At 54.2% G+C, this 18,789-nt stretch carries 16 protein-coding genes; 7 read left to right on the forward strand and 9 right to left on the reverse strand.

Going from position 1 to position 18,789, the window contains the following annotated elements; translation table 11 throughout:
- Nucleotides 1-55: 55 nt before the first annotated feature.
- The 4 genes from RYZ27_RS07340 to thrB all read left to right on the forward strand — a co-directional run bounded on the left by RYZ27_RS07340 (nucleotide 56) and on the right by thrB (nucleotide 5,119).
- Nucleotides 56-1,006 (forward strand): cyclase family protein, encoded by a 951-nt coding sequence (locus RYZ27_RS07340; RefSeq protein WP_406678840.1) that lies wholly within the window; start codon nucleotides 56-58, stop codon nucleotides 1,004-1,006.
- A 110-nt stretch (nucleotides 1,007-1,116) separates the two neighbouring features.
- Nucleotides 1,117-2,547, forward strand: coding sequence for a spinster family MFS transporter (locus tag RYZ27_RS07345; RefSeq protein WP_406678841.1), 1,431 nt, complete (start codon nucleotides 1,117-1,119; stop codon nucleotides 2,545-2,547).
- A gap of 76 nt (nucleotides 2,548-2,623) precedes the next feature.
- The gene (locus RYZ27_RS07350) at nucleotides 2,624-4,147 is read left to right on the forward strand and encodes a spinster family MFS transporter (RefSeq protein ID WP_406678842.1); all 1,524 of its coding nucleotides are present in this window, start codon (nucleotides 2,624-2,626) and stop codon (nucleotides 4,145-4,147) included.
- A gap of 3 nt (nucleotides 4,148-4,150) precedes the next feature.
- Complete coding sequence (gene thrB / locus RYZ27_RS07355) at nucleotides 4,151-5,119, forward strand: homoserine kinase (protein WP_406678843.1); 969 nt, start codon at nucleotides 4,151-4,153, stop codon at nucleotides 5,117-5,119.
- Here the strand turns inward: thrB and RYZ27_RS07360 are convergent.
- From RYZ27_RS07360 to RYZ27_RS07375, 4 genes are all read right to left on the reverse strand, one after another.
- The gene (locus RYZ27_RS07360) at nucleotides 5,104-5,814 is read right to left on the reverse strand and encodes an RluA family pseudouridine synthase (RefSeq protein ID WP_406678844.1); all 711 of its coding nucleotides are present in this window, start codon (nucleotides 5,812-5,814) and stop codon (nucleotides 5,104-5,106) included. The genes thrB and RYZ27_RS07360 overlap by 16 nt on opposite strands.
- A 90-nt stretch (nucleotides 5,815-5,904) precedes the next feature.
- Nucleotides 5,905-8,877 (reverse strand): TonB-dependent receptor domain-containing protein, encoded by a 2,973-nt coding sequence (locus tag RYZ27_RS07365; protein WP_406678845.1) that lies wholly within the window; start codon nucleotides 8,875-8,877, stop codon nucleotides 5,905-5,907.
- A 183-nt stretch (nucleotides 8,878-9,060) separates the two neighbouring features.
- The gene (locus tag RYZ27_RS07370; protein ID WP_406678846.1) at nucleotides 9,061-10,044 is read right to left on the reverse strand and encodes a DUF3667 domain-containing protein; all 984 of its coding nucleotides are present in this window, start codon (nucleotides 10,042-10,044) and stop codon (nucleotides 9,061-9,063) included.
- 28 nt (nucleotides 10,045-10,072) lie between these two features.
- Complete coding sequence (locus RYZ27_RS07375) at nucleotides 10,073-11,701, reverse strand: peptide ABC transporter substrate-binding protein (protein WP_406678847.1); 1,629 nt, start codon at nucleotides 11,699-11,701, stop codon at nucleotides 10,073-10,075.
- A gap of 107 nt (nucleotides 11,702-11,808) precedes the next feature.
- Between RYZ27_RS07375 and RYZ27_RS07380 the strand changes: the two genes are divergently transcribed.
- Nucleotides 11,809-12,339: a hypothetical protein gene (locus RYZ27_RS07380; protein ID WP_406678848.1), complete on the forward strand. Its 531-nt coding sequence runs from the start codon at nucleotides 11,809-11,811 to the stop codon at nucleotides 12,337-12,339.
- On the opposite strand, the gene RYZ27_RS07385 is transcribed toward RYZ27_RS07380, so the two are convergent.
- The 3 genes from RYZ27_RS07385 to RYZ27_RS07395 all read right to left on the reverse strand — a co-directional run bounded on the left by RYZ27_RS07385 (nucleotide 12,333) and on the right by RYZ27_RS07395 (nucleotide 15,671).
- On the reverse strand, nucleotides 12,333-13,121 hold the full coding sequence (locus tag RYZ27_RS07385; protein WP_406678849.1) for a hypothetical protein: 789 nt from the start codon (nucleotides 13,119-13,121) through the stop codon (nucleotides 12,333-12,335). The two genes, RYZ27_RS07380 and RYZ27_RS07385, sit on opposite strands and share 7 nt — an antisense overlap.
- A gap of 108 nt (nucleotides 13,122-13,229) precedes the next feature.
- Nucleotides 13,230-14,135 carry an OmpA family protein gene (locus RYZ27_RS07390; protein ID WP_406678850.1) on the reverse strand — a complete coding sequence of 302 codons (906 nt, stop codon included), beginning with the start codon at nucleotides 14,133-14,135 and terminating at the stop codon, nucleotides 13,230-13,232.
- Between the two features lie 237 nt (nucleotides 14,136-14,372).
- Nucleotides 14,373-15,671, reverse strand: coding sequence for an amidohydrolase family protein (locus RYZ27_RS07395; protein WP_406678851.1), 1,299 nt, complete (start codon nucleotides 15,669-15,671; stop codon nucleotides 14,373-14,375).
- Nucleotides 15,672-15,796: 125 nt separating this feature from the next.
- Here RYZ27_RS07395 and RYZ27_RS07400 point away from each other — a divergent pair, with 125 nt between their 5' ends.
- On the forward strand, nucleotides 15,797-16,633 hold the full coding sequence (locus RYZ27_RS07400) for a hypothetical protein (protein WP_406678852.1): 837 nt from the start codon (nucleotides 15,797-15,799) through the stop codon (nucleotides 16,631-16,633).
- A 22-nt stretch (nucleotides 16,634-16,655) separates the two neighbouring features.
- On the opposite strand, the gene RYZ27_RS07405 is transcribed toward RYZ27_RS07400, so the two are convergent.
- Complete coding sequence (locus RYZ27_RS07405; RefSeq protein ID WP_406678853.1) at nucleotides 16,656-17,399, reverse strand: tRNA1(Val) (adenine(37)-N6)-methyltransferase; 744 nt, start codon at nucleotides 17,397-17,399, stop codon at nucleotides 16,656-16,658.
- The gene (locus RYZ27_RS07410; RefSeq protein WP_406678854.1) at nucleotides 17,396-17,605 is read right to left on the reverse strand and encodes a DUF2007 domain-containing protein; all 210 of its coding nucleotides are present in this window, start codon (nucleotides 17,603-17,605) and stop codon (nucleotides 17,396-17,398) included. Before RYZ27_RS07410 ends, RYZ27_RS07405 begins: the two co-directional genes overlap by 4 nt.
- A gap of 174 nt (nucleotides 17,606-17,779) precedes the next feature.
- Here RYZ27_RS07410 and RYZ27_RS07415 point away from each other — a divergent pair, with 174 nt between their 5' ends.
- On the forward strand, nucleotides 17,780-18,733 hold the full coding sequence (locus tag RYZ27_RS07415; protein WP_406681774.1) for a polyprenyl synthetase family protein: 954 nt from the start codon (nucleotides 17,780-17,782) through the stop codon (nucleotides 18,731-18,733).
- Nucleotides 18,734-18,789: the final 56 nt, after the last annotated feature.

The following is an 18,789-nucleotide window of genomic DNA, read 5'->3' on the forward strand; positions in this document are numbered from 1 at the left end:
TCGACAAGCGTCCGAACTCTGATCACCTTATTGGAAAACCATTGGAGGAGAGATCATGTTGAGAACGATAGGAACCATAGCTGCGGCCTGTCTTGTCGCCACGATGGCAAACGGACAAGTGACTCAGGACGCGTCCGACCGTGGGTGGTATCCCTCCAAGTATGGTGGCGCGGACCGCCTAGGGGCCATGAACAATCTCTCAGCTGAAAAAACCGCTGAGGCAGCAAAACTGATTCAAACCGGAAAAACCTTCAGTCTCGGAATGATTACAGGCCGCGATACGCCCGCATACGGTCCGCGTGAGTATGATGTCACCGTGCTACAGCTTTCCGATGGATCAGGCACGCCTATTGGAGCCAATCGCGCGACAGGCAATGACGATATTGTAGATGTCTGGGTCGGTATTGGCAGTCAGATTGATGGGCTCGGTCATATGGGGATCGACCACCGCTACTATAACGGGGTTCCCGTCAAAGACTTCGTCACCCCGGCAGGCCTCACGCAGTTTGGTACGCATGGCCTACCCCCGATCGCCACACGCGGCATCCTGCTGGACATGACGAAAAGCTTTGCCGATCCGGTGCCTGACGGTACGGCCTTTAACCGTGCCGAGATTGATGCTGCCGCTTCGCGGGCAGATGTGACAATTGAGAAAGGTGACATTGTCATTTTCCACACTGGAAAAATGAAAGCCACAGAAGGTCAGAAAGCGCTGGCACCCGGTATTCCAGGTCTTGGTGTTGAGGGGGCCCAATACCTCTCTGATCTAGGTGTTGTTGCGGTCGGCGCAGACACCTGGGCACTCGAAGTGATTCCCTTTGAAGAAGAAACACGCCCGTTTGATGTGCACTTAACCCTGCTTGCAAAGAATGGCGTCTATATCCTTGAAAACATGAACACAACTGCGCTTGCAGAAGATGGCGAGGGGGTGTTCTTCTTCACACTTGGGGTGCCAAGACTGGAGGGAACCGTGCAGGCAATTATCAACCCAATCGCTATTCGCTAGCATCGCATCGGTTGCCGCCGCGAAAAGGCTTGCACCGAACCTGCGTCGCGCTACCGTAGTTTGGATTACAGCGTCGACAGACAGGCGCGTTTATTCATGGGAGACACCAGATGAGCGACACCGCAGGCGCGGCGCCGATCAATACCGGTAACAGCTATGGCAGCTTCAACTATCGCACTTATGTGCTGGTAACGCTGACCATTGTTTACACGTTCAACTTCATTGACCGCATTCTGATCAGTGTTGTCAGTGTTCCAATCATCAATGAATTCGGGCTTTCGCAATTCCAGTTTGGCCTGCTTTCAGGGATCGGTTTCGCCCTCTTCTATACCTTGCTGGGTATCCCGATTGCGAACCTGTCAGAGAAGTATAGTCGCGTCCGCATTATCGGCATTTGCGTTATCCTTTGGTCATTGGCCACCGTGCTTTGTGGCTTCACCGTTGGCTTCATTACGCTGCTGCTTGCACGGATGCTGGTCGGTGTCGGTGAGGCTGGCTGTACGCCGCCCGCCAACTCACTCATCAGTGACTATTATACGCCCCTCGCTCGCCCAACCGCGCTTGGCATCTATGCTATGGGCGTTACGGCTGGCGGCGTTCTGGCCCAGCTTTTTGGCGGCTTTATCCTCGAAATCTTCACCTGGCGCGAAGCGTTTATCTATGTCGGGGCACCCGGCATCGTCGTAGGCATTATCGTTCTGGCAACGATCAAGGAACCGCCTCGCGGATACTCTGATCCGCCCGGTACAGAAAAGCCTGAGAAAGCCGGGTTCGGCGAGGCGATGAGCGAGATCCTTAGCAAGCCAACCTTCTGGGTGATGACAACCGGGGCGACCCTGGCGGCATTCGCGGGCTATGCTCTGGTTACCCTGCAGCCCCAGCATGTTGTCTTTACGCATGGCTACACACCCGGACAAACCGCAATCATGTTTATGGCACCGGTAGGTCTTGCCGGTACATTTGGTGCCTTTCTGGGCGGCTATCTGACCCAACGCGCCAGTGTCCGCTCACAGACGGCGGCGACCTGGGTTCCTGGCGTCGCCTTCCTGTTCTGCGCACCGATCTATGGGGCCTCTTTCTTTGTTGGCTCACCAACCGTGATGCTTGTTGGTCTGATGATTGCCGGGCTGCTACAATACTTCTATCTCGGCGCGCAGTATAACATTGCGCAGGCCGTTGTGAGCCTGCGGGTGCGCGCAACCTCAATTGCTATCCTGCTCTTTGTTGTAAACTTGATTGGTTATGGTGCCGGCCCGCCAGCCCTTGGCCTCATCGCCGATCATATGACCAATCAGTTCATTGCCAATAATGATCTTGTTGGCGCGATCACGGCCAAGTGTAGCCTGACGGATCCAAATCTATCAGCTGAGCTGGTTGAAGCTTGCCGCGATGCCAGGGGTTATGGCGTAAAATGGGCCTGTGCTGCCGCAACCAGCCTGTTTGCGTTTGCTGGTCTCTTCTTCCTATTATCCGGCCGCACTTTTGTTCGCGATCTTTACATTAATCAGACATCCCAGAAGCAAGAGGAGGCTCTGGCGTAATTTTAACAAGAAGACTGCCCCTCATGACCCCGCATAAGACTGGGGCATGAGGCAGGCAGCATAGTGAGGAAACCCTTTGAGCGATACACATGCAGACGCAGCACAAGCTGCGTCCACCTCAAACACCGTTGAAGGCTATGGCAGCAAAGGCTACCGCGCCTATGTCCTGTTTGCCCTGATTGTTGTTTACACATTCAACTTCATTGACCGTACTTTGATTGGCGTTCTCGGCGAACAAATCCGGGAAACATTCGGTCTCTCTGACTTTATGATTGGCATCTTGTCGGGGCTTGCATTTGCAACACTCTACACTTTACTCGGCATTCCGTTTGCGATGCTGGCAGAGCGTAAGAACCGAACCACAATCATTGCCATCGCTATGGCCGCATGGAGCGGTATGACCGTGCTGTGCGGCATGGCGCAGAACACAGCTCAATTTGCCCTTGCACGCATCGGCGTTGGGATTGGTGAAGCCGGGTGCTCACCCCCCTCTCACTCCCTGATCTCTGACTATTTCCCTCCGGAGAAACGCGCCTCAGCGCTGGGAATCTTTGCCTTGGGGATCCCGATCGGGTCCATGTTGGCTGCCCTTGGAGGCGCCTATATCGCAACACGTGGCGGCCTGGATTGGCGCGACGCCTTCATCTGGATGGGTTTGCCCGGCATTATCGGGGCCATCATCTTCAAGATGACCGTGAAGGAACCCCCTCGAGGCTTCTCTGATCCAGGGGGCGCAGCAGCCGCAGCAGCGCGACAAATGCCTTCGCCGTTCAAGGTTTTCAGTGTTGTGCTGAACAAACCAACTTTCTGGCATGTCTCTATGGGTGGTGCCATGGCATCGTTTGCCGGTTACGGCATTGGCCAGTTCATCGCTCCGTTCTGGATGCGGGCACACGGGCTGGACCTGATGACAGCGGCCCTGATCTATGGCGGCGTTCTTGGCGTCGCTGCGGGGGTCGGAACCTTCGGCTCGGGACTGATCGCGGACCGTGTTCGCAACCGCCACCCAAACTCGGACAGCTGGCTCCCAGCACTTGGTATGTCGCTTTGTGTGCCTTTGATGATCTTTGGCTATAATACGCTAAGCTTCTCTTCTGGTGCAGTCGCCATATGGCTCGCGGTTCCAGTGCTCGTTGTCGCGGCCGTCCTGCGCTATTCTTATCTTGCGCCTATGTTTGCGGTAACACAGAAACTGGTCGAGCCACGCATGCGGGCCACGGCAGCCGCTTTGCTGCTCTTCGTCGTCAATATGATTGGCTACGGCCTCGGTCCACCAGCCATCGGCTGGTTCTCTGATCAGGGCACACGCTATCAATTGTCCAGCGTTGATGCGCCTGTAACTCAATCTGAGTGCGGTCGTGTTGAGAAGTCCCTATCCGCGACCAGACGTGGAACAGAGAATGCACTTGAAGGCGCTGAGCTGGAAGCCGCCATGGCAACAAACGAACAGTATTGTAAACCCGCGCGCGCCTTTGGAAACAGACTTGGCGTTTCCATCGGTTCACTCTTCCTGCTCTGGGCTGCACTCCACTTCCTGTTAATGGGGCGCACGATGCAACGTGACCTCTGGACCGAAGAGGCATCTCCGGCTACCGCCTAGTTTATGGCTGTATACACCACTGTCACAGATGACGACCTCAACCAGTTCCTCGCCGAATATGATATCGGCGAGGCTACGGCGTTCAAAGGCATCGCTGAAGGCGTTGAGAACTCGAACTATTACCTGGAAACCACGACCGGGCGCTTTATCCTAACCCTGTTCGAAAAGCGGGCCGATCCAGCGGACCTCCCCTACTTCATCGCCCTGAAGCAGCATCTAGCAGCGAACGACTTTCCATGTCCGCTCCCCGTCGCGGCGCGTGATGGTGAAAGCCTACGGACACTTGCCGGACGGCCAGCGGTTATCGTGACATTCCTGACGGGACTATCACCCAGAATGCCCAATGCGCGGCAATGCTGGGAACTGGGCGCGGGGCTTGCGCGTCTGCATATGACAGCCGCTGATTTCCCGATGACGCGACCCAATGCGCTTGGCCCGGAAAGCTGGCCCGAACTCTGGGCAGGCCGCGAGAATGAAGCAGACGCTTTGCAGAGCGGTCTCAGCGCCTTTGTTGCGCGAGACTTGCAAACCCTGAGCAACGCACAGGAGCTGTGGAGTAGTCTGCCCAATGGCACGGTTCATGCCGACCTGTTCCCAGACAATGCTTTCTTCCTCGGAGATAGCTTCAGCGGTGCGATCGACTTCTATTTCGCATGCACCGATGCGCTTGCTTATGATCTGGCCATTTGCCTCAATGCCTGGGCGTTCGAAGCGGATGGCGCATTCAATTTCTCAAAAGGCGCAAATCTCATTTCGGGTTATGAATCCATTCGTCCGCTGCAGGATGATGAGAAGAACGCATTCCCAAGCCTTTGCCTTGGCGCGGCCATGCGGTTCTTTCTGACCCGTTTGGTTGACTGGACTGACACCCCGGCAGATGCATTGGTTAAACCCAAGAATCCTTTGGATTATGCCGCGCGCTTACGCTTTCACAGAACCGCAACCAGCATTTCAGACTATGGCGCAAAATAGGTAAGGCCGTAGTGCGCACAGAGGCTCTTAAAGTCCTCTCCTGGTAATGCCTCATGCTCTCTGGATACACCTTGGGTATCCATGAAGTTTAGTCGCAAAGCATGAAGCATGAGGCGCGGCGCGACAGGACCACAATAGAGATTATCACCAAGCAGCGGCGTGCCTATATGCGCAAGGTGTGCGCGAATTTGGTGCATCCGGCCTGTAACCGGCCTCACCTCCAGCAGAGCATATCCATCAGTTCGGTCGAGCTGCTTCCAATGAGTTATTGCAGGGCGCCCTTGCCCACTCACTTCCGCTTTAGGCGGACGCTTCTCGCGCGACTTCAATGGCGCATCAATTGTCCCGTTCTCATCGCACCCCTTAGCGCACCTGACGACCGCCAGATATGTTTTCTTAACGCGCCGCTCGGCAAACTGGCTTGAGAGATACACAGCAACAGGATGTGTTTTTGCCGCGATCACAAGACCAGAGGTGCCCGTGTCGATGCGATGAACCAGGCGTGGTCGCTTGCCATTCGAACGCGCGAAAGCCCACAGCAAATGATCGAGATTACGGCCTCGATTGCCACGCGTCTGAACCGGGAAACCAGAAGGCTTATTGAAAACCAGATACTCAGGATCCTCATGGATCAAGAGCTTTCGGATATAAGCCTGATCGGCATCCTGCAGCTTTGGAATGGGGCGGTTTCGCATACCAAGTCCCGCTCTTGAGGTTCATGGGTCAAACAAAGAAAAATGGCGGACCCGAGGGTCCGCCATTTCGATTTCGATCAGGTAAAAATCCTAGAAACGGACTTTCGCGCTGACATAGGCTGTACGACCAAAGACGTCGTATGTACCTGGGTATGTATTCGCCTGCTCGGCAATGCTGTCTGGAAGAATTTGTGGCTCTTCGTCCAGCAGGTTATCGATACCACCGCTGATGCGGAGGTTGTCGTTAACGTCCCAAGCACCGTTGATGTTGAAGTAGCTTGTCGCATCAATGGTTGTGCCTGAGCCACCATCGTCTTCAGCTTCACCGATATACTCCCAACGCAGCTGGGCTTGGAATGGGCCGTTCGCCCAGCCGAATGTTGCGTTGTGCTTGTACTCTGGGATTGGGTCATCACAGAAGTTACCGAAGAAGCCAGCACAATCCTGGACGTCAGACGCTGCAGACGCTTGGAAGTCCCACTTATCCAGCAACAGAGCGGCATAAGTCACTGTGAAGTCACCTGGGACAGCATCTACATCGAAGCCATAATTGGCAGAGATGTCGATACCAGATGTTTCAAGGAAACCAGAGTTCGCATTTGGCAGAAGCGGTAGAGCTTCACCGTTAGACTGACGGTTCAGAGCGATACAGAATGGGTTGTTTGGATCCTGGCTCGGGTTGAACGCCGCACCATAACACTGATCCAGAACCCCTTGTGCACCACCACCGAAGGAAGTGATGTAGTCCTCAATCTCAATTGTGTAGTAGTCTACAGCAATTGTCAGACCATCAATGAAGTATGGTTCCCATACTGCACCAACAGTCAGGGTTTCAGCTTCTTCCTGAGCCAGGTCAGGGTTCACACCGTTAAACAGAGACTCAATTTGTGAGTTACGCTGTTGGTAGAACGCTGGGTTTGCTGGGTCGCCTTCTGGTGTATCACCAATCAGGTTCGCAGGAACGCCGGTTGCCGCACAAAGTGTGGCGATGCCGTTAGCAACAGGACGGTTCGTTGTAGAACATGGGTCCTGAGCACCCGGGAAGCCGTTGCTCTGTGGAGAGAACAGTTCTGCAACGTTTGGTGCACGAACCGCAGTGTTGAAGAGCGTACGGAAACGTAGACCTTCAACAGGAGCCCACTCACCACCAACCTTATAGGCTTCAGTCTGACCAACTGTTGAGTAGTCAGAAACCCGGATCGCACCTTCAACCGCAAGAATTTCAGCAAATGGAACATCTGCCAGAATTGGTGCGTAGAATTCGGCAAAGACATCATAGACGTCGAAGCCACCAGAAACTGGAGGTGCAGCGTTAAAGCCGAGGATATTACCTTGAGCGAGCGCGTCAGATGGACGGAAGTCGAAAGTCTCTTCACGATACTCACCACCGAAGGCCCAACCGATTGGACCACCTGGAAGTTCGATCAGACCAGATGTGTCCCCGGCCAGAGACGCACCGAACACAGTCTGGTTGTACTCAGACTTCGCATTAATGCGGTTACGGACGAAGTTTGCAGCCTCAGCACTGATATTGCCCTGACCAAAGAGGTTCAGAGGCGCACAGCCATTAGAAGTGTCAACACAAACCGCGTTGCCGTTTGCATCTGCAGTAACGTTTACAGCCTGTAGGAAGCGATCAAGAGAGATATCGCCTTCAAGGTCGTTATTGTTTTGCGTACGGCCCTTCTGGAAGTACACATCGTAGTCATAACGGTCAGCGATCAGACCTTGCAGACCAACCTGGAACTGGAATGCGAAACGGTCATCGTTAGAAATACGACCGCCTGTTTCTTCCATACGACGACCGATGAAGGTAGTCGCAGAACCGTCACCATCGGTATCAAGCTGGGCAAGAGCCGCTCTGGCTTGATCGCTCAGGAATGGGTTATCAACCTGAGTTGTGATCGATGTAAACGCTGGTGTTGGCGCGAGCTGTTGTGGAACCTGGTTAAAGGAGCCTGTGAAACGACCGTAGACTTCCATGTCATCGGTAATTTCGTAGCGTGCGATTGTTGTTGTCGCAAAGCGCTCTTGTGGCAGCTGCAGGTAGTTAACCGGCGCATAGTTGTAGCGGTCAGAGTTTGCACCACTGTCAATCCATGGGCGGAAGCCATCTGGACCAGCAAAGATACCTTGGCCACCACAGAACTCATCACCAGAAGTGAACGGTGTCAGTGGGTTGCCATTATCATCCATGGTTGCAAGTGAACCATCAGTATCAACGATGCTTGTGCCTTCAACGCCACAAGAAATACCTGCTGGGTCAGTTGGGTTCAGAACTGGCGAAACACCGAGTGCTGTGAAGTCAAAAGTGTCAAATGTGTGACCATCCGGAACACCAGAAGAACCACCACCACCTGGGATGATCGCAGCAAAGTCACGCTGAGACGCAAACACGTCTTCACGATCTGTGAAGGAGAAGTTTGTGGTTACGTTACCGCGGCCATTGTCAAAGTTCGCACCGATTGTGAAATCAGCAGACCAGAACTGGGCATCGCCATACTCAACAGTTGACTCATAACCAAGGTTTGCTTCGAAACCCTCAAAGTCATCTTTAAGGATGAAGTTCACAACACCTGCGATCGCATCAGAACCGTAAACCGCTGAAGCACCACCGGTGATAACTTCAACACGCTCAATCATCGCTGGCGGGATAGTGTTCAGGTCAACAACACCGTCTGAACGGGCTGGAACCATACGGCGGCCATCAACCAGAACGAGCGTACGCGCTGAACCTAGACCACGAAGGTTGGCTGTCGCTGTACCGTCACCTGGGTTGTTCGACGTACGGTCAAAACCAGGAATAGCCTGTGGAAGGCTGTTCAGAACATCTTCGGTGTTAACTGAACCTGTCAGCTCAAATGTTTCAGCATCGACCGTGGCGATCGGGCTGTTGGACACAAAGTCCTGCTTAGCAATACGTGAACCAGTAACAAGCACTGTTTCCTGTACCGCTTCCGCCTCATCTTCTTGTGCAACAGCTGGTGCTGCTACGACCGCCATCGCTGCGCCTGCAAAAACAGACGAAGCGAGAAGGCGATTTCTGAATGTCTTCCCGTTCACTATGGAACCTCCGATTATTTAAAATACTGAGCGCACAACGCACCCGCCCGGACCCCAAATTCCGGGATGTGCCTAGCTATTGCAGCATCATAAAGTGGGTCAATGTTACGGGGACGGCCCAAGACAAGTTTGTGACAAGAGTGTGGCGAAAGTGTCTCACTCTTATGAATCACGAACGGCCGATTACATCTCGATTGCGCTTAAAACCGTTGCGATCACGGTCGCGATAAAGACCAAAACGACCCAGGAGAAGAGCAAGGAAATGGTCCGCCAGCTTGCCATCAACACCCCTGTAGAGCCCGTCACCATGAGACTGCGGCACACATAGACAGGAATGGCGACCCCATAGGCGAGCCCCAACCAACCACCCCCCAAAGGCAACAAAAGCAAAAACAGCGTTGCGGTTATGTAGAGCCATGAATGCAAATGCAGGGCATGGATCGCATGATCATAGATATAAAGCTTGCGGCGCCAGAAATGCAGAATCGCCAATGAGAGAATCGTCATCGGCACCAAGAGTAAACTCAGACGTGGCGCCCACTTCTCCAGACCCGCTAGAAACAAGCGCGGGTCATCGACAATATCAAAAGCCTGCTCTGCAATAGCATCCGCTTCCGGGGGCAAGGTTCCCCCATCTGCCAGCGCCTCTTTTGCAGCCACCCGATCAACATCGCCATTACCATCAAAGATTTGCTCGAGACCGCCCTGCTGTGCCGGATCGGCCGTCATATCGGCATCGGAGGTATTGGCCTCTTGTTCCTCTGATGAGGGCAAAGCCAGATTATCGATCCACCCCGCATTCCCGACGAAGGCAAATACACTGAAGAAGAAGAGTAAACTGGCGAGCAAGAAGAGCCGAAATGGCGGCACATACCGGGCACGCGCACCAGCAGTGTAACGCTGCGTTAAGCGCCCCGGGCGAAACAACAGCAAAGGCATGGTTCTTGAGAGGCGGCCGTCAAGCGCTAGCGTATCACCCAGTGTCTCCCCAATGAGAGACCAGATCGGGCGATGAAAACTTGCGGCGAGTTGTCCACAATTGCCGCAATAGCGTTGCTCAACAAGCACACCACAGTTTCGGCAAGGCTGGCCAGAAAGATCTGCTTTCTGACCAGCGCTTAGGCCCCCGACGGCCAAACCTGCCGCCGTTTCGAGTTCTCCTGACATGGTGCCCCTCCCTCAAGGGCCAGTTCGTTTATTCCGCTTTTGCAGCAGCAATATCCGGACGACAAAGCCAACGTGAGCGGTGGTTATCTTCCGCATTCTCAGCCCAACCAGTCAGCCGTGGATCAACCAAATTCTTGGTGACCTGGAACCACATCGGTGTCACCGGTGTCTCTTCCAGCATAATGGCTTCAGCTTGAGCGAACAGTGCCGCGCGTTTCTCCAGATCACGCTCCTGACCCGCCTGCGCCAGCAGGGCGTCATACTCAGCGTTGGCATAGTTGCCGTAATTCTGCTGCCCCGTCGCAGAATCCAGCAGATACAGGAAGTTCAGTGGGTCATTGTAGTCGGCAAGCCACGCCCCGTCAGAAACCTCAAAATTCGATTGGCGCAAGCGGCTGTAGAGCACCTTTGTATCCTGCAACAAGATTTCCGCATTCACCCATGGAGCAATCTCATTCCAGTTGGCTTGCGCCACAGGGGCAGCCTTCGGATTGTCGTCGGTGGAGCGATAAATATACTCAAAATTCAAAGGGTTATCTGGACCGAAACCGGCATCTTCCAGCAGGCGTCGCGCCTCCACCAAACGTTCGCGGCGATCCATAGTCTTCCAGCTCACTTCTGGACGTTCAGTTTCATAATTGTTGATGCCCGGGGGAACGAAACTATACGCTGGAACAAAGCCAGGGGTCAGAACCTGCTCGACGAGGAACTCTCGATCCAGCGCCATAGCCAAAGCCTGACGCACACGCACATCGTCAAACGGCTCCTGAGAGGAGTTGAAGCTCCAATACGTTGTCAGAAGTGCTGGTGTCGTGCGCGCCCATCCTGGCAGTCTTTGATCAAGCTCAGCCTTACGACCGCCATCAAAAGCATTGTTGATATCGAGCTCGCCCGCCTCAATCCGGCGCTCAACCGCAGACAAGTCAGACAGCTCGAAGTAAGCCACGCGCTCGAAGCACAGCGTGTCCGCCTCAAAGAAGTTTGGATTCTTGTCGGCGACAATCTGATCGCCCGTGACCCAGTAAACCAGTTTGTAGGGTCCGTTGACCTCAATATTCTCGGGTTGGACCCATGCCTCGCCGTACTGCTCGACGATATGTTGGGGCACGGGGAATGTCGTATAGTGCGTAAGCAGACCAAGCAGGTATGGTGCGGGTTTCATCAGCGTGATTTCAAGCGTATAATCATCAATCGCACGCACACCGAGTTCTTCAGGGGGCAGCGTTTGATTGTTCACAGCCTCAGCGTTCTTGATGACGTACAACAAGGATGAGTACTGCGAGGCAACCGCCGGGTCTTGGATACGGCGCAGCGCAAACACAAAGTCATGAGCCGTCAGGGGCACACCGTCAGACCATTCTGTTTCTTTCAACTTGAATGTCCAGGTCAGGCCATCTTCGCTAATCTCCCAGCTGTCCGCGACGGCGGGAATCACCTGTCCATCGGCCGTATGCTGCATCAACCCCAGGAACATGTCGCCAATAATGATGTTTTCCCAAGCAGCCGAAGACCGATGCGGGTCAAGCGTGTCGACTTGCGCTGAAATACCACGTCGCAGTGTCGGGACATCCTCCTCCCCGGATTGTCCACCACCGCAAGAAGCAACAGCGAGAGTTAAAGCAAGGGCAGTGCCCGCGAACAGGGTTTTAAGGCTCATGAATGTGTCTCCGGTCTTTCTTTGGGCCAGATAGTCTGCCACATTTACTCAGATTAATGTGGCTTTGCCTAGCTCATCTGTGCCATACATGACCGGAGTCAAAACCCATGCGTTTTATTTTACCTTCTCTTGCCCTTATTCTTGGCACATCTGCGGCTATCGCACAGGATGATCAGCCTATCTCCACACAAGCGGTCTACGATTGTGCTGCATTAAGCGATGATACCGAAAGGCTTGCCTGCTACGATAATGCAGTTGGTCGTCTAAAAGCGGCTGAGGAATCAGGCGAAGTCACAACCATCAGCCGAAGTGAAGTCGAAACGGTGCAACGCGAGGCCTTCGGGTTTTCACTCCCGTCTTTACCGCGTTTGGCTATGCCTCGGCTTGGCGGCGGCGATGATGATGGAGCCGCCGTCACCGAAATCACCTCAGGCGTGAAATCTATTCGCAGTTCGAAAGTCAGCGGCCTGACCATAACCCTTGAGAACGGTCAGATATGGCGACAGACCGACAATCGGCGCGTAAACTACTCCAAGCGCGAAGGCGTTGACCAAGCGGTCGTCAAGCAAGCCGCGTTTGGTAGCTTCATGATGAAGCTGGATGGTGGTGTCGCCTTCCGGGTGAAACGTATTCAGTGACCCCGGAAAAAGCGTGCTGCGCCAAACAGACCAGCGAGTAGCGAACCAATTCCACCAATCACCATAATGATCGGACTGATTGACTGTGCGGTTGCAACCGCCTGTCCAAACCGCGAAACCTCAACAACGATTTCATCGCGGAAGGTCCGAACAGGCAACGCTTCATTCCCATCCAAGGCAAACAGCTCAAGTGTGAGTTGCTGAGAGCCTGTTTCACGTGGCGTAACTCGCCAGCGCCAGACGTTCTGAGTAAGCGGGGAAACGGTTTGTGCCTCTGGTGTCGTTGCTTCAATATCGAAGGCCGCCCCGGATAGAGTGGCTTGGGCCTTCACCCCGACAAAGCCTTCCCCTTCAACAATGTTTCCACGCCCCGGAAGCGCTTCGCGCGCATTGTCACCACCGGTACCATCAACTGCGAGGGTCACATCAAACGGGCGTCCAAACTTTGCTCGCTCCGGTGTTTCATGCGCCAAAGGCACTTTCTGAAGTGTATCGAGAACATTCGGCACAGAGGTCGAGGCCATATCGACCTCTGTGTCCTCAAAGCCGGCAATCTCCGGAACAGTCATCTTGGCCAAAGGTGCTTCATCAAGTCGGGGCTTTGATGCATCCATTTCAGTAGGGGTAGCCTGACTTTCTGCAGCAACCGCAACCTCATTTATCTCGCTGCTAGCGGCTGGTGTTGGTGCAAGCTCCGGGCCCTCACCCAGAAACCGGACGCCGCCATAAGCAACCGCAGCTAAACCCGCGATAATCAACAAGACTGATAACAGACGAAACATGACAGGCCCTTCCTCTCCCAAGCCAGTTCGGAACTGCCTTACATTGAAAACATCAAACTGGGCAGCCGCAAGGCAAAGAAAAACAGAATGGGTTAAGGCTCCAGATGCTTAGCGCTCAACGATGTTGAACTCTGTGCGTCGGTTTTTCTGATAGGCCTGATTAGTCATAGCTGGGTCCAAAGGTTGCGTTTCGCCATAACCCGTCGCCGTCAGATTTGAAGGAGAAACACCATGATTGATCAGGTATGTCTTGATCGAATCTGCTCGCTCCTGCGACAGGATCAAATTGTAACCGTCTGATCCACGGGCATCTGTATGGACCCCAATCTCAAGCTCATAATCCTTGCATAACAGAGCGATGGCTGTGGCCGCATCAAGCAAACGTTCACTAGCGGGCCTAAGTGAAGCCTGGTTCAAGGCAAACTCAACTTTGCGGTCAACGATGACCTGCTCGAAAGCAGACTGGCATTGTCCTGACGTTGGCTGAAGCGGTAATTCGCTGACGATGTTACCAAATGACGGCTCGCCTCCGCTGACGGAGATAGCATCAACGAGCACGTACACTTCATCCAAAAGCGCGCGATCGCTTGCGATCACTTGTTGAGCGGCGAGATACGCGTCCTCCTTGATTGCCCGTGTCGGGGCCACACCGGATAGCGTTGCAATTTTTGGTCTGGCTTCGACCGTCAGCCAATCATATCCAAGACTCTCAATCGCTTGAGATAGTAGGCTAACATCTTGAGTATTCTGATCGTGGGAAACAGTGATCCGATCATCGATCTGAGCAATTGCCCCTGCCCTGGCATTGGGATGGGTCAGGATAACAGCTTTCGCGGCAGCAAACCCAGTTCGCTTTGATTCTGCGTCCGGGGCCTCTCCACGAATAGTGACTGTGTTCCAGTTCAGGTCCACCTTCATCCAGTCAAAGCCGAGCTTATCGACAATGGCAGGAATTTCATAAGCGGTTCTGACCGCATTGGTCACTGACGCAGGGCGAAACTTTCCATCGACCATCGCAAAGAGATCAGCATCAGGAATATCGACACAATGTGGCTGGCCGGCTGCTGATCTAGCTTCAGGAGGGCTTGCTTGTCCGCAGGAAGCTATCGCAAGGACAAAGGGTAATACTAAACCCCACGCAAATCGCGATCGCATACTTCGCCCTCTCTGGTGCACTCTACTCAGGATACTATCCATAGGGCTGAACTATGACGGCGTTCGGAAGGGTTTAAAACCCCTCGAAGCATAGAATTAATGTGTTCCCGGACGAAAAATTTGCCCGTCTTTGACAACGAGTGTGATGCTTTTCAGCGCATTGATATCCGCCAGCGGGTCGGAGGACATAGCAATGAGATCGCCATACTTTCCCGCCTCAATTGTACCAATCTGATCTGTCATCTCGACATGTTCCGCAGCAATCACGGTTGCGGCTCGAATAGCTTCTTCTTCAGAGAACCCGGCGTCAATCATCAGCATGAATTCATCGGCATTCTGGCCATGCTTGGACACACCCGTATCAGTTCCGAACGCGATATTAACGCCCCCGGCCTTCGCACGGGCAAGCATGTCGAGCATAAGCGGGCCAACCACTGCCGCTTTCTCTCGGCTTGGCTCAGGCAGCCATGGCTCTTCAGTCCAGCCTGTTACGGTCACACCCGCCAGAACAGTCGGCACCAGTGTGGCATTCTTGGCTTTGAACAGAGCAATTGTTTCATCATCGAGATAGGTCCCGTGTTCAATCGAGTGGACGCCATTACGAAGTGCTGCCTCAATCCCGCCCTTACCATGAGCATGCGCCGTAACTTTCCGGCCCATCATGGCCGCTGTTTCAACGATGGCCGCGATCTCATCATCATAAAATTGCTGCTCTAAACCAGCCTTTGTGTTGGAGAGGACGCCGCCTGTCGCAGTAATCTTGATGACATCGGCTCCTGAGCGCACTGCGTCACGAACAGCGCGTCGGCAATCATCTGCGCCATCGCAGGCATTTGGCCCGGTGAATATCTTGGTTAAGGCAGGTGAAAAGCCATTCGCATCACCATGGCCGCCCGTTGGGGTAATCGCCCGTCCTGATGCGCGGATGCGTGGTCCGGCTACTTTGCCGGCACGAATTGCATCGCGCAGGGAGAAGATGGCCTCATTCGCGCCGCCGACATCCTGCACCGTTGTAAACCCGGCCAGCAGTGTTCGCCGGGCATGCAAAGCTCCATTCAAAGCAGCATCAGCCTCTGATTCGCTGAGTATATTCACACGCGAGGTTGGCGAGAACTCATTGGTCAGATGGACATGACTATCAATCAGACCAGGCAGAACATAGCCATCGCGCATGTTGACCACACGAGCGCCCGCAGGATGTCGTTTAAAGCCTGCCTCAACCGATACGATCTTGCCGTCTTCAATGGTCACCGTCTGATCACTCAGATAGCCCTGCCCGGGAACTGCAAGCAATTTGCCTGCTTCAATAACAGTAACGTCCTGCGCCGCAGCCCAACCTGCTGCGCCAACCAGTGCCGTCATCGCAATCACTGCGCGTCTTAGTGAACCCTTCATGGGTGCTTCCTCCACAATAGCCTTTGTCCCACCCTGTCTCGGTGACTGCAATCTGACAAGCGCAACCTTGCCCTCTCCCCGCGTCCGCTCCATTTCTGACATATTCGCAGGAGATATTTTCGCCCATGTTCAAATTTCTGACCGCCATCCTGACCGTTTTCTCTTTCTCAACGTTCACGGCACTCGCAGATGATATTGTATTTGATGCCCCCGATGGCGAAACCAGTGCCCTTGTCGCACAATGTCTGGAAACAGAGGGCGTCAGTTATTTTGAGGATAGTCAGAGCATTTGCTACAATTCCGCGATCTTCCCAGAGCAATTCCTGAAACTACGAGATCTCCCCCCGGCACAACGGATTATCATTACAAGTCCGGGCGGGAATGTTGCGACGGCGCGGCTCATGAGCACAATTCTGGATGAACGTGGTGAACCCGCCATTATCGCCGGGCCATGCATGTCGGCTTGTGCGATGGTCTTGCTGTCCGGCCTCGATAGCATCCATATCCATCACAGCGCTCACATCGCCGTTCATGGCATTGCAATGATGGACTATCGGACCTGGTGGGGCTGGTTGAAAGAGGATCGCGAACCAAGCGCAATGGCGCTCATGACGGCACAGATGGGCTATGATTTTGGCTTTACCATGCACGCCAGCGGAAGCGAGCATATGGAAAAGCATCTGGTCGGTCAGGATGTTGATCTCGACTATATTCAAACGATTAGCGACCGGATGTTAGAGGATGCCAGGGCTGAGCCTTGCCGCGTCGACCCCAAGGATTATTGGGGCATGCTCGATGCCATGCACTTGCAAACCTACATTGGAGATCGAATCACACGGATGGAACGTTTTGCACAAAGCTGGGATGACCCCAGCAATGCCTACTATAAGGATGTCACCCATCCGATCAGCGATCAGACCTATATCTTTAAAAGGGATTATGAGGACAAGACTTGTCCATAAATCGGTTTGAACGCGCGGAGGTTCACCAAACCAACCCCGCACCATCAGCGGCAATGGCTTCAAGTGTTTGCGTCCGCTCACCCCCTCGCGCTTGATAAAGGTCTACCCCTGCGAGCAGTTTCAACGGCCCCGGTCGTAACCCTTTGCGGGCACGCACCAAAACCCGTTTTGCCTCTTCTCCGGGGGCGCTGCGAACAGGCAGCACCGTGATATCTCCGGAACGCCGCTCCAGAACGCTCAGTATCCGCGCCAGCTCGGCGGCGCGATGGATCATGACAATCGTGCCTTTGGGGCGAACAGCGAATAGCATGCCGGATAGCCAGTCCTTTAAGGACAGCGTTTCGATATAGGCATCCTGCTTACCCTGACCCGGCTCCATGATCTTGCCTGCCTCAAAAAAGGGTGGATTGGAGAAGACCAGATCAAACCGATTTTCCCACTCTGCTGGTAAATTCCCAGCATCCCCTTCGACGATCATAACCCGGTCTTCGAGATTATTGATCGCCACGCCTTCCACGGCCAAGGCCGCACTTGGCAAGTCACGCTCCAAACCGGTAAATTGCATCCCCTGGACACGCCAAGCAGCTGGCAGAAGGGCTCCGCCTGCGCCGCACCCAATCTCAAGCGCTTCTCCGCGCGCGCCAGCATTCAGAGCCGCCGCGAGTAAAACACTGTCAGTTCCAGCCCGAAAGCCTTTTGCAGGTTGTACCACTTGTACGCGCCCGGACAGAAAGTCATCCACAGTTGTCAGCGTGTCTTCGCTCACCCGTCCTGCTCCACCTCTCTCAGAGCCGCCCGCGCCTTGTCGGCCAAATCCTCATGGACGACAACGCGAATGGGAACCAGCGGCCCTCGCCCATCAATGAATGCCGTGTGCTCATCGAGGACAAAAGGCTCAATCCCGGCTTCCCATAGCAAGTGTTTGACATAGGATAAGGTCACTGGATCGTTGGTACGGAATACTTCTTCCAAGCTGAAATCTCCAAAATGTCACGCTGCGGTCGCATACCGCAGGTTTTGTGACACAAATTTGCGTTATCTCTATGGAAAGCGATGCGAAAGTGGAATAGGACAGCGCCCGTGAAAGCCAATGCCCCCTCTCTTGCGAACGCCGATGCGGCAAATGTAGTCGAACGCCTGCAATCTATGCTGGCCGATGACCTTGCCGCAACCGAAGCCCTGCTGAAAGCGCGAGCGACCAGTCCAGTTGCGGTCATCCCAGACCTGTCAGGCTATATCGTCTCGGCGGGTGGCAAGCGCCTACGCCCGATCCTGACGCTGGCAGCCGCCAATGCTGTCGGCAAAGCTAATCCAGGTAGCCATGCTCTGGCGACCGCGGTTGAGTTTATTCATACGGCAACCCTTCTCCACGATGATGTCGTGGATGAGAGCGACCTACGCCGTGGCAAGCAAGCCGCCAAGAATGTCTGGGGCAATAGCGCGTCTATTCTGGTTGGCGATTTTCTGTTTGCGCGTGCCTTCACGTTGATGGTTGAGACTGACAGTCTGGAAGTCCTCGGTATCTTGTCTGAAGCCTCCAGCGTCATTGCCGAGGGCGAAGTCCGCCAACTCGCGGCTGCTGGGCGTAAAGATCTACCAACCGAAGAATACCTTGCGATTATCGAAGCCAAAACAGCGGCCCTATTTGAGGCCGCCGCCCGTGCTGGCGCGCTCAGTGGCGGCCCTGAAGGGGCAAAGCATGCAGATGCTCTGGCCGCCTATGGCAAGAATCTTGGTCTCGCTTTCCAAATTATCGACGATGCCCTCGACTATGGCGGAACAACCTCAGTAATTGGCAAAGCTGTCGGGGATGACTTCCGGGAAGGTAAAACGACCCTTCCAGTAATTATTGCCCGCCGACGCGGAAGTAGCGAAGACCAGGCTTTCTGGGATCGTGCCCTCGATATTGAGCAACAGACCGACAACGATCTTTCCCATGCAATCCATTTGATCCGCTCAACCGGGGCGGCTGAGGCGACGCTTGCAGAAGCTGATGCTTATGCCGAGCTTGCCAAAACGGCGCTGAAATCTCTGCCGCAAAGCGAATGGACCAAGGCCTTGTCAGACTTGGCTGATTTTTGCGTTAGCCGCGCCCACTAAGCCTAAACTATTGCTCACAAAAGCGTGGCTCTCTGGACACGGCCTTGTCGGGATTG

It is taken from the genome of Hyphomonas sp. FCG-A18 (genome assembly GCF_045287255.1).
Classification (GTDB): Bacteria; Pseudomonadota; Alphaproteobacteria; order Caulobacterales; family Hyphomonadaceae; genus Henriciella.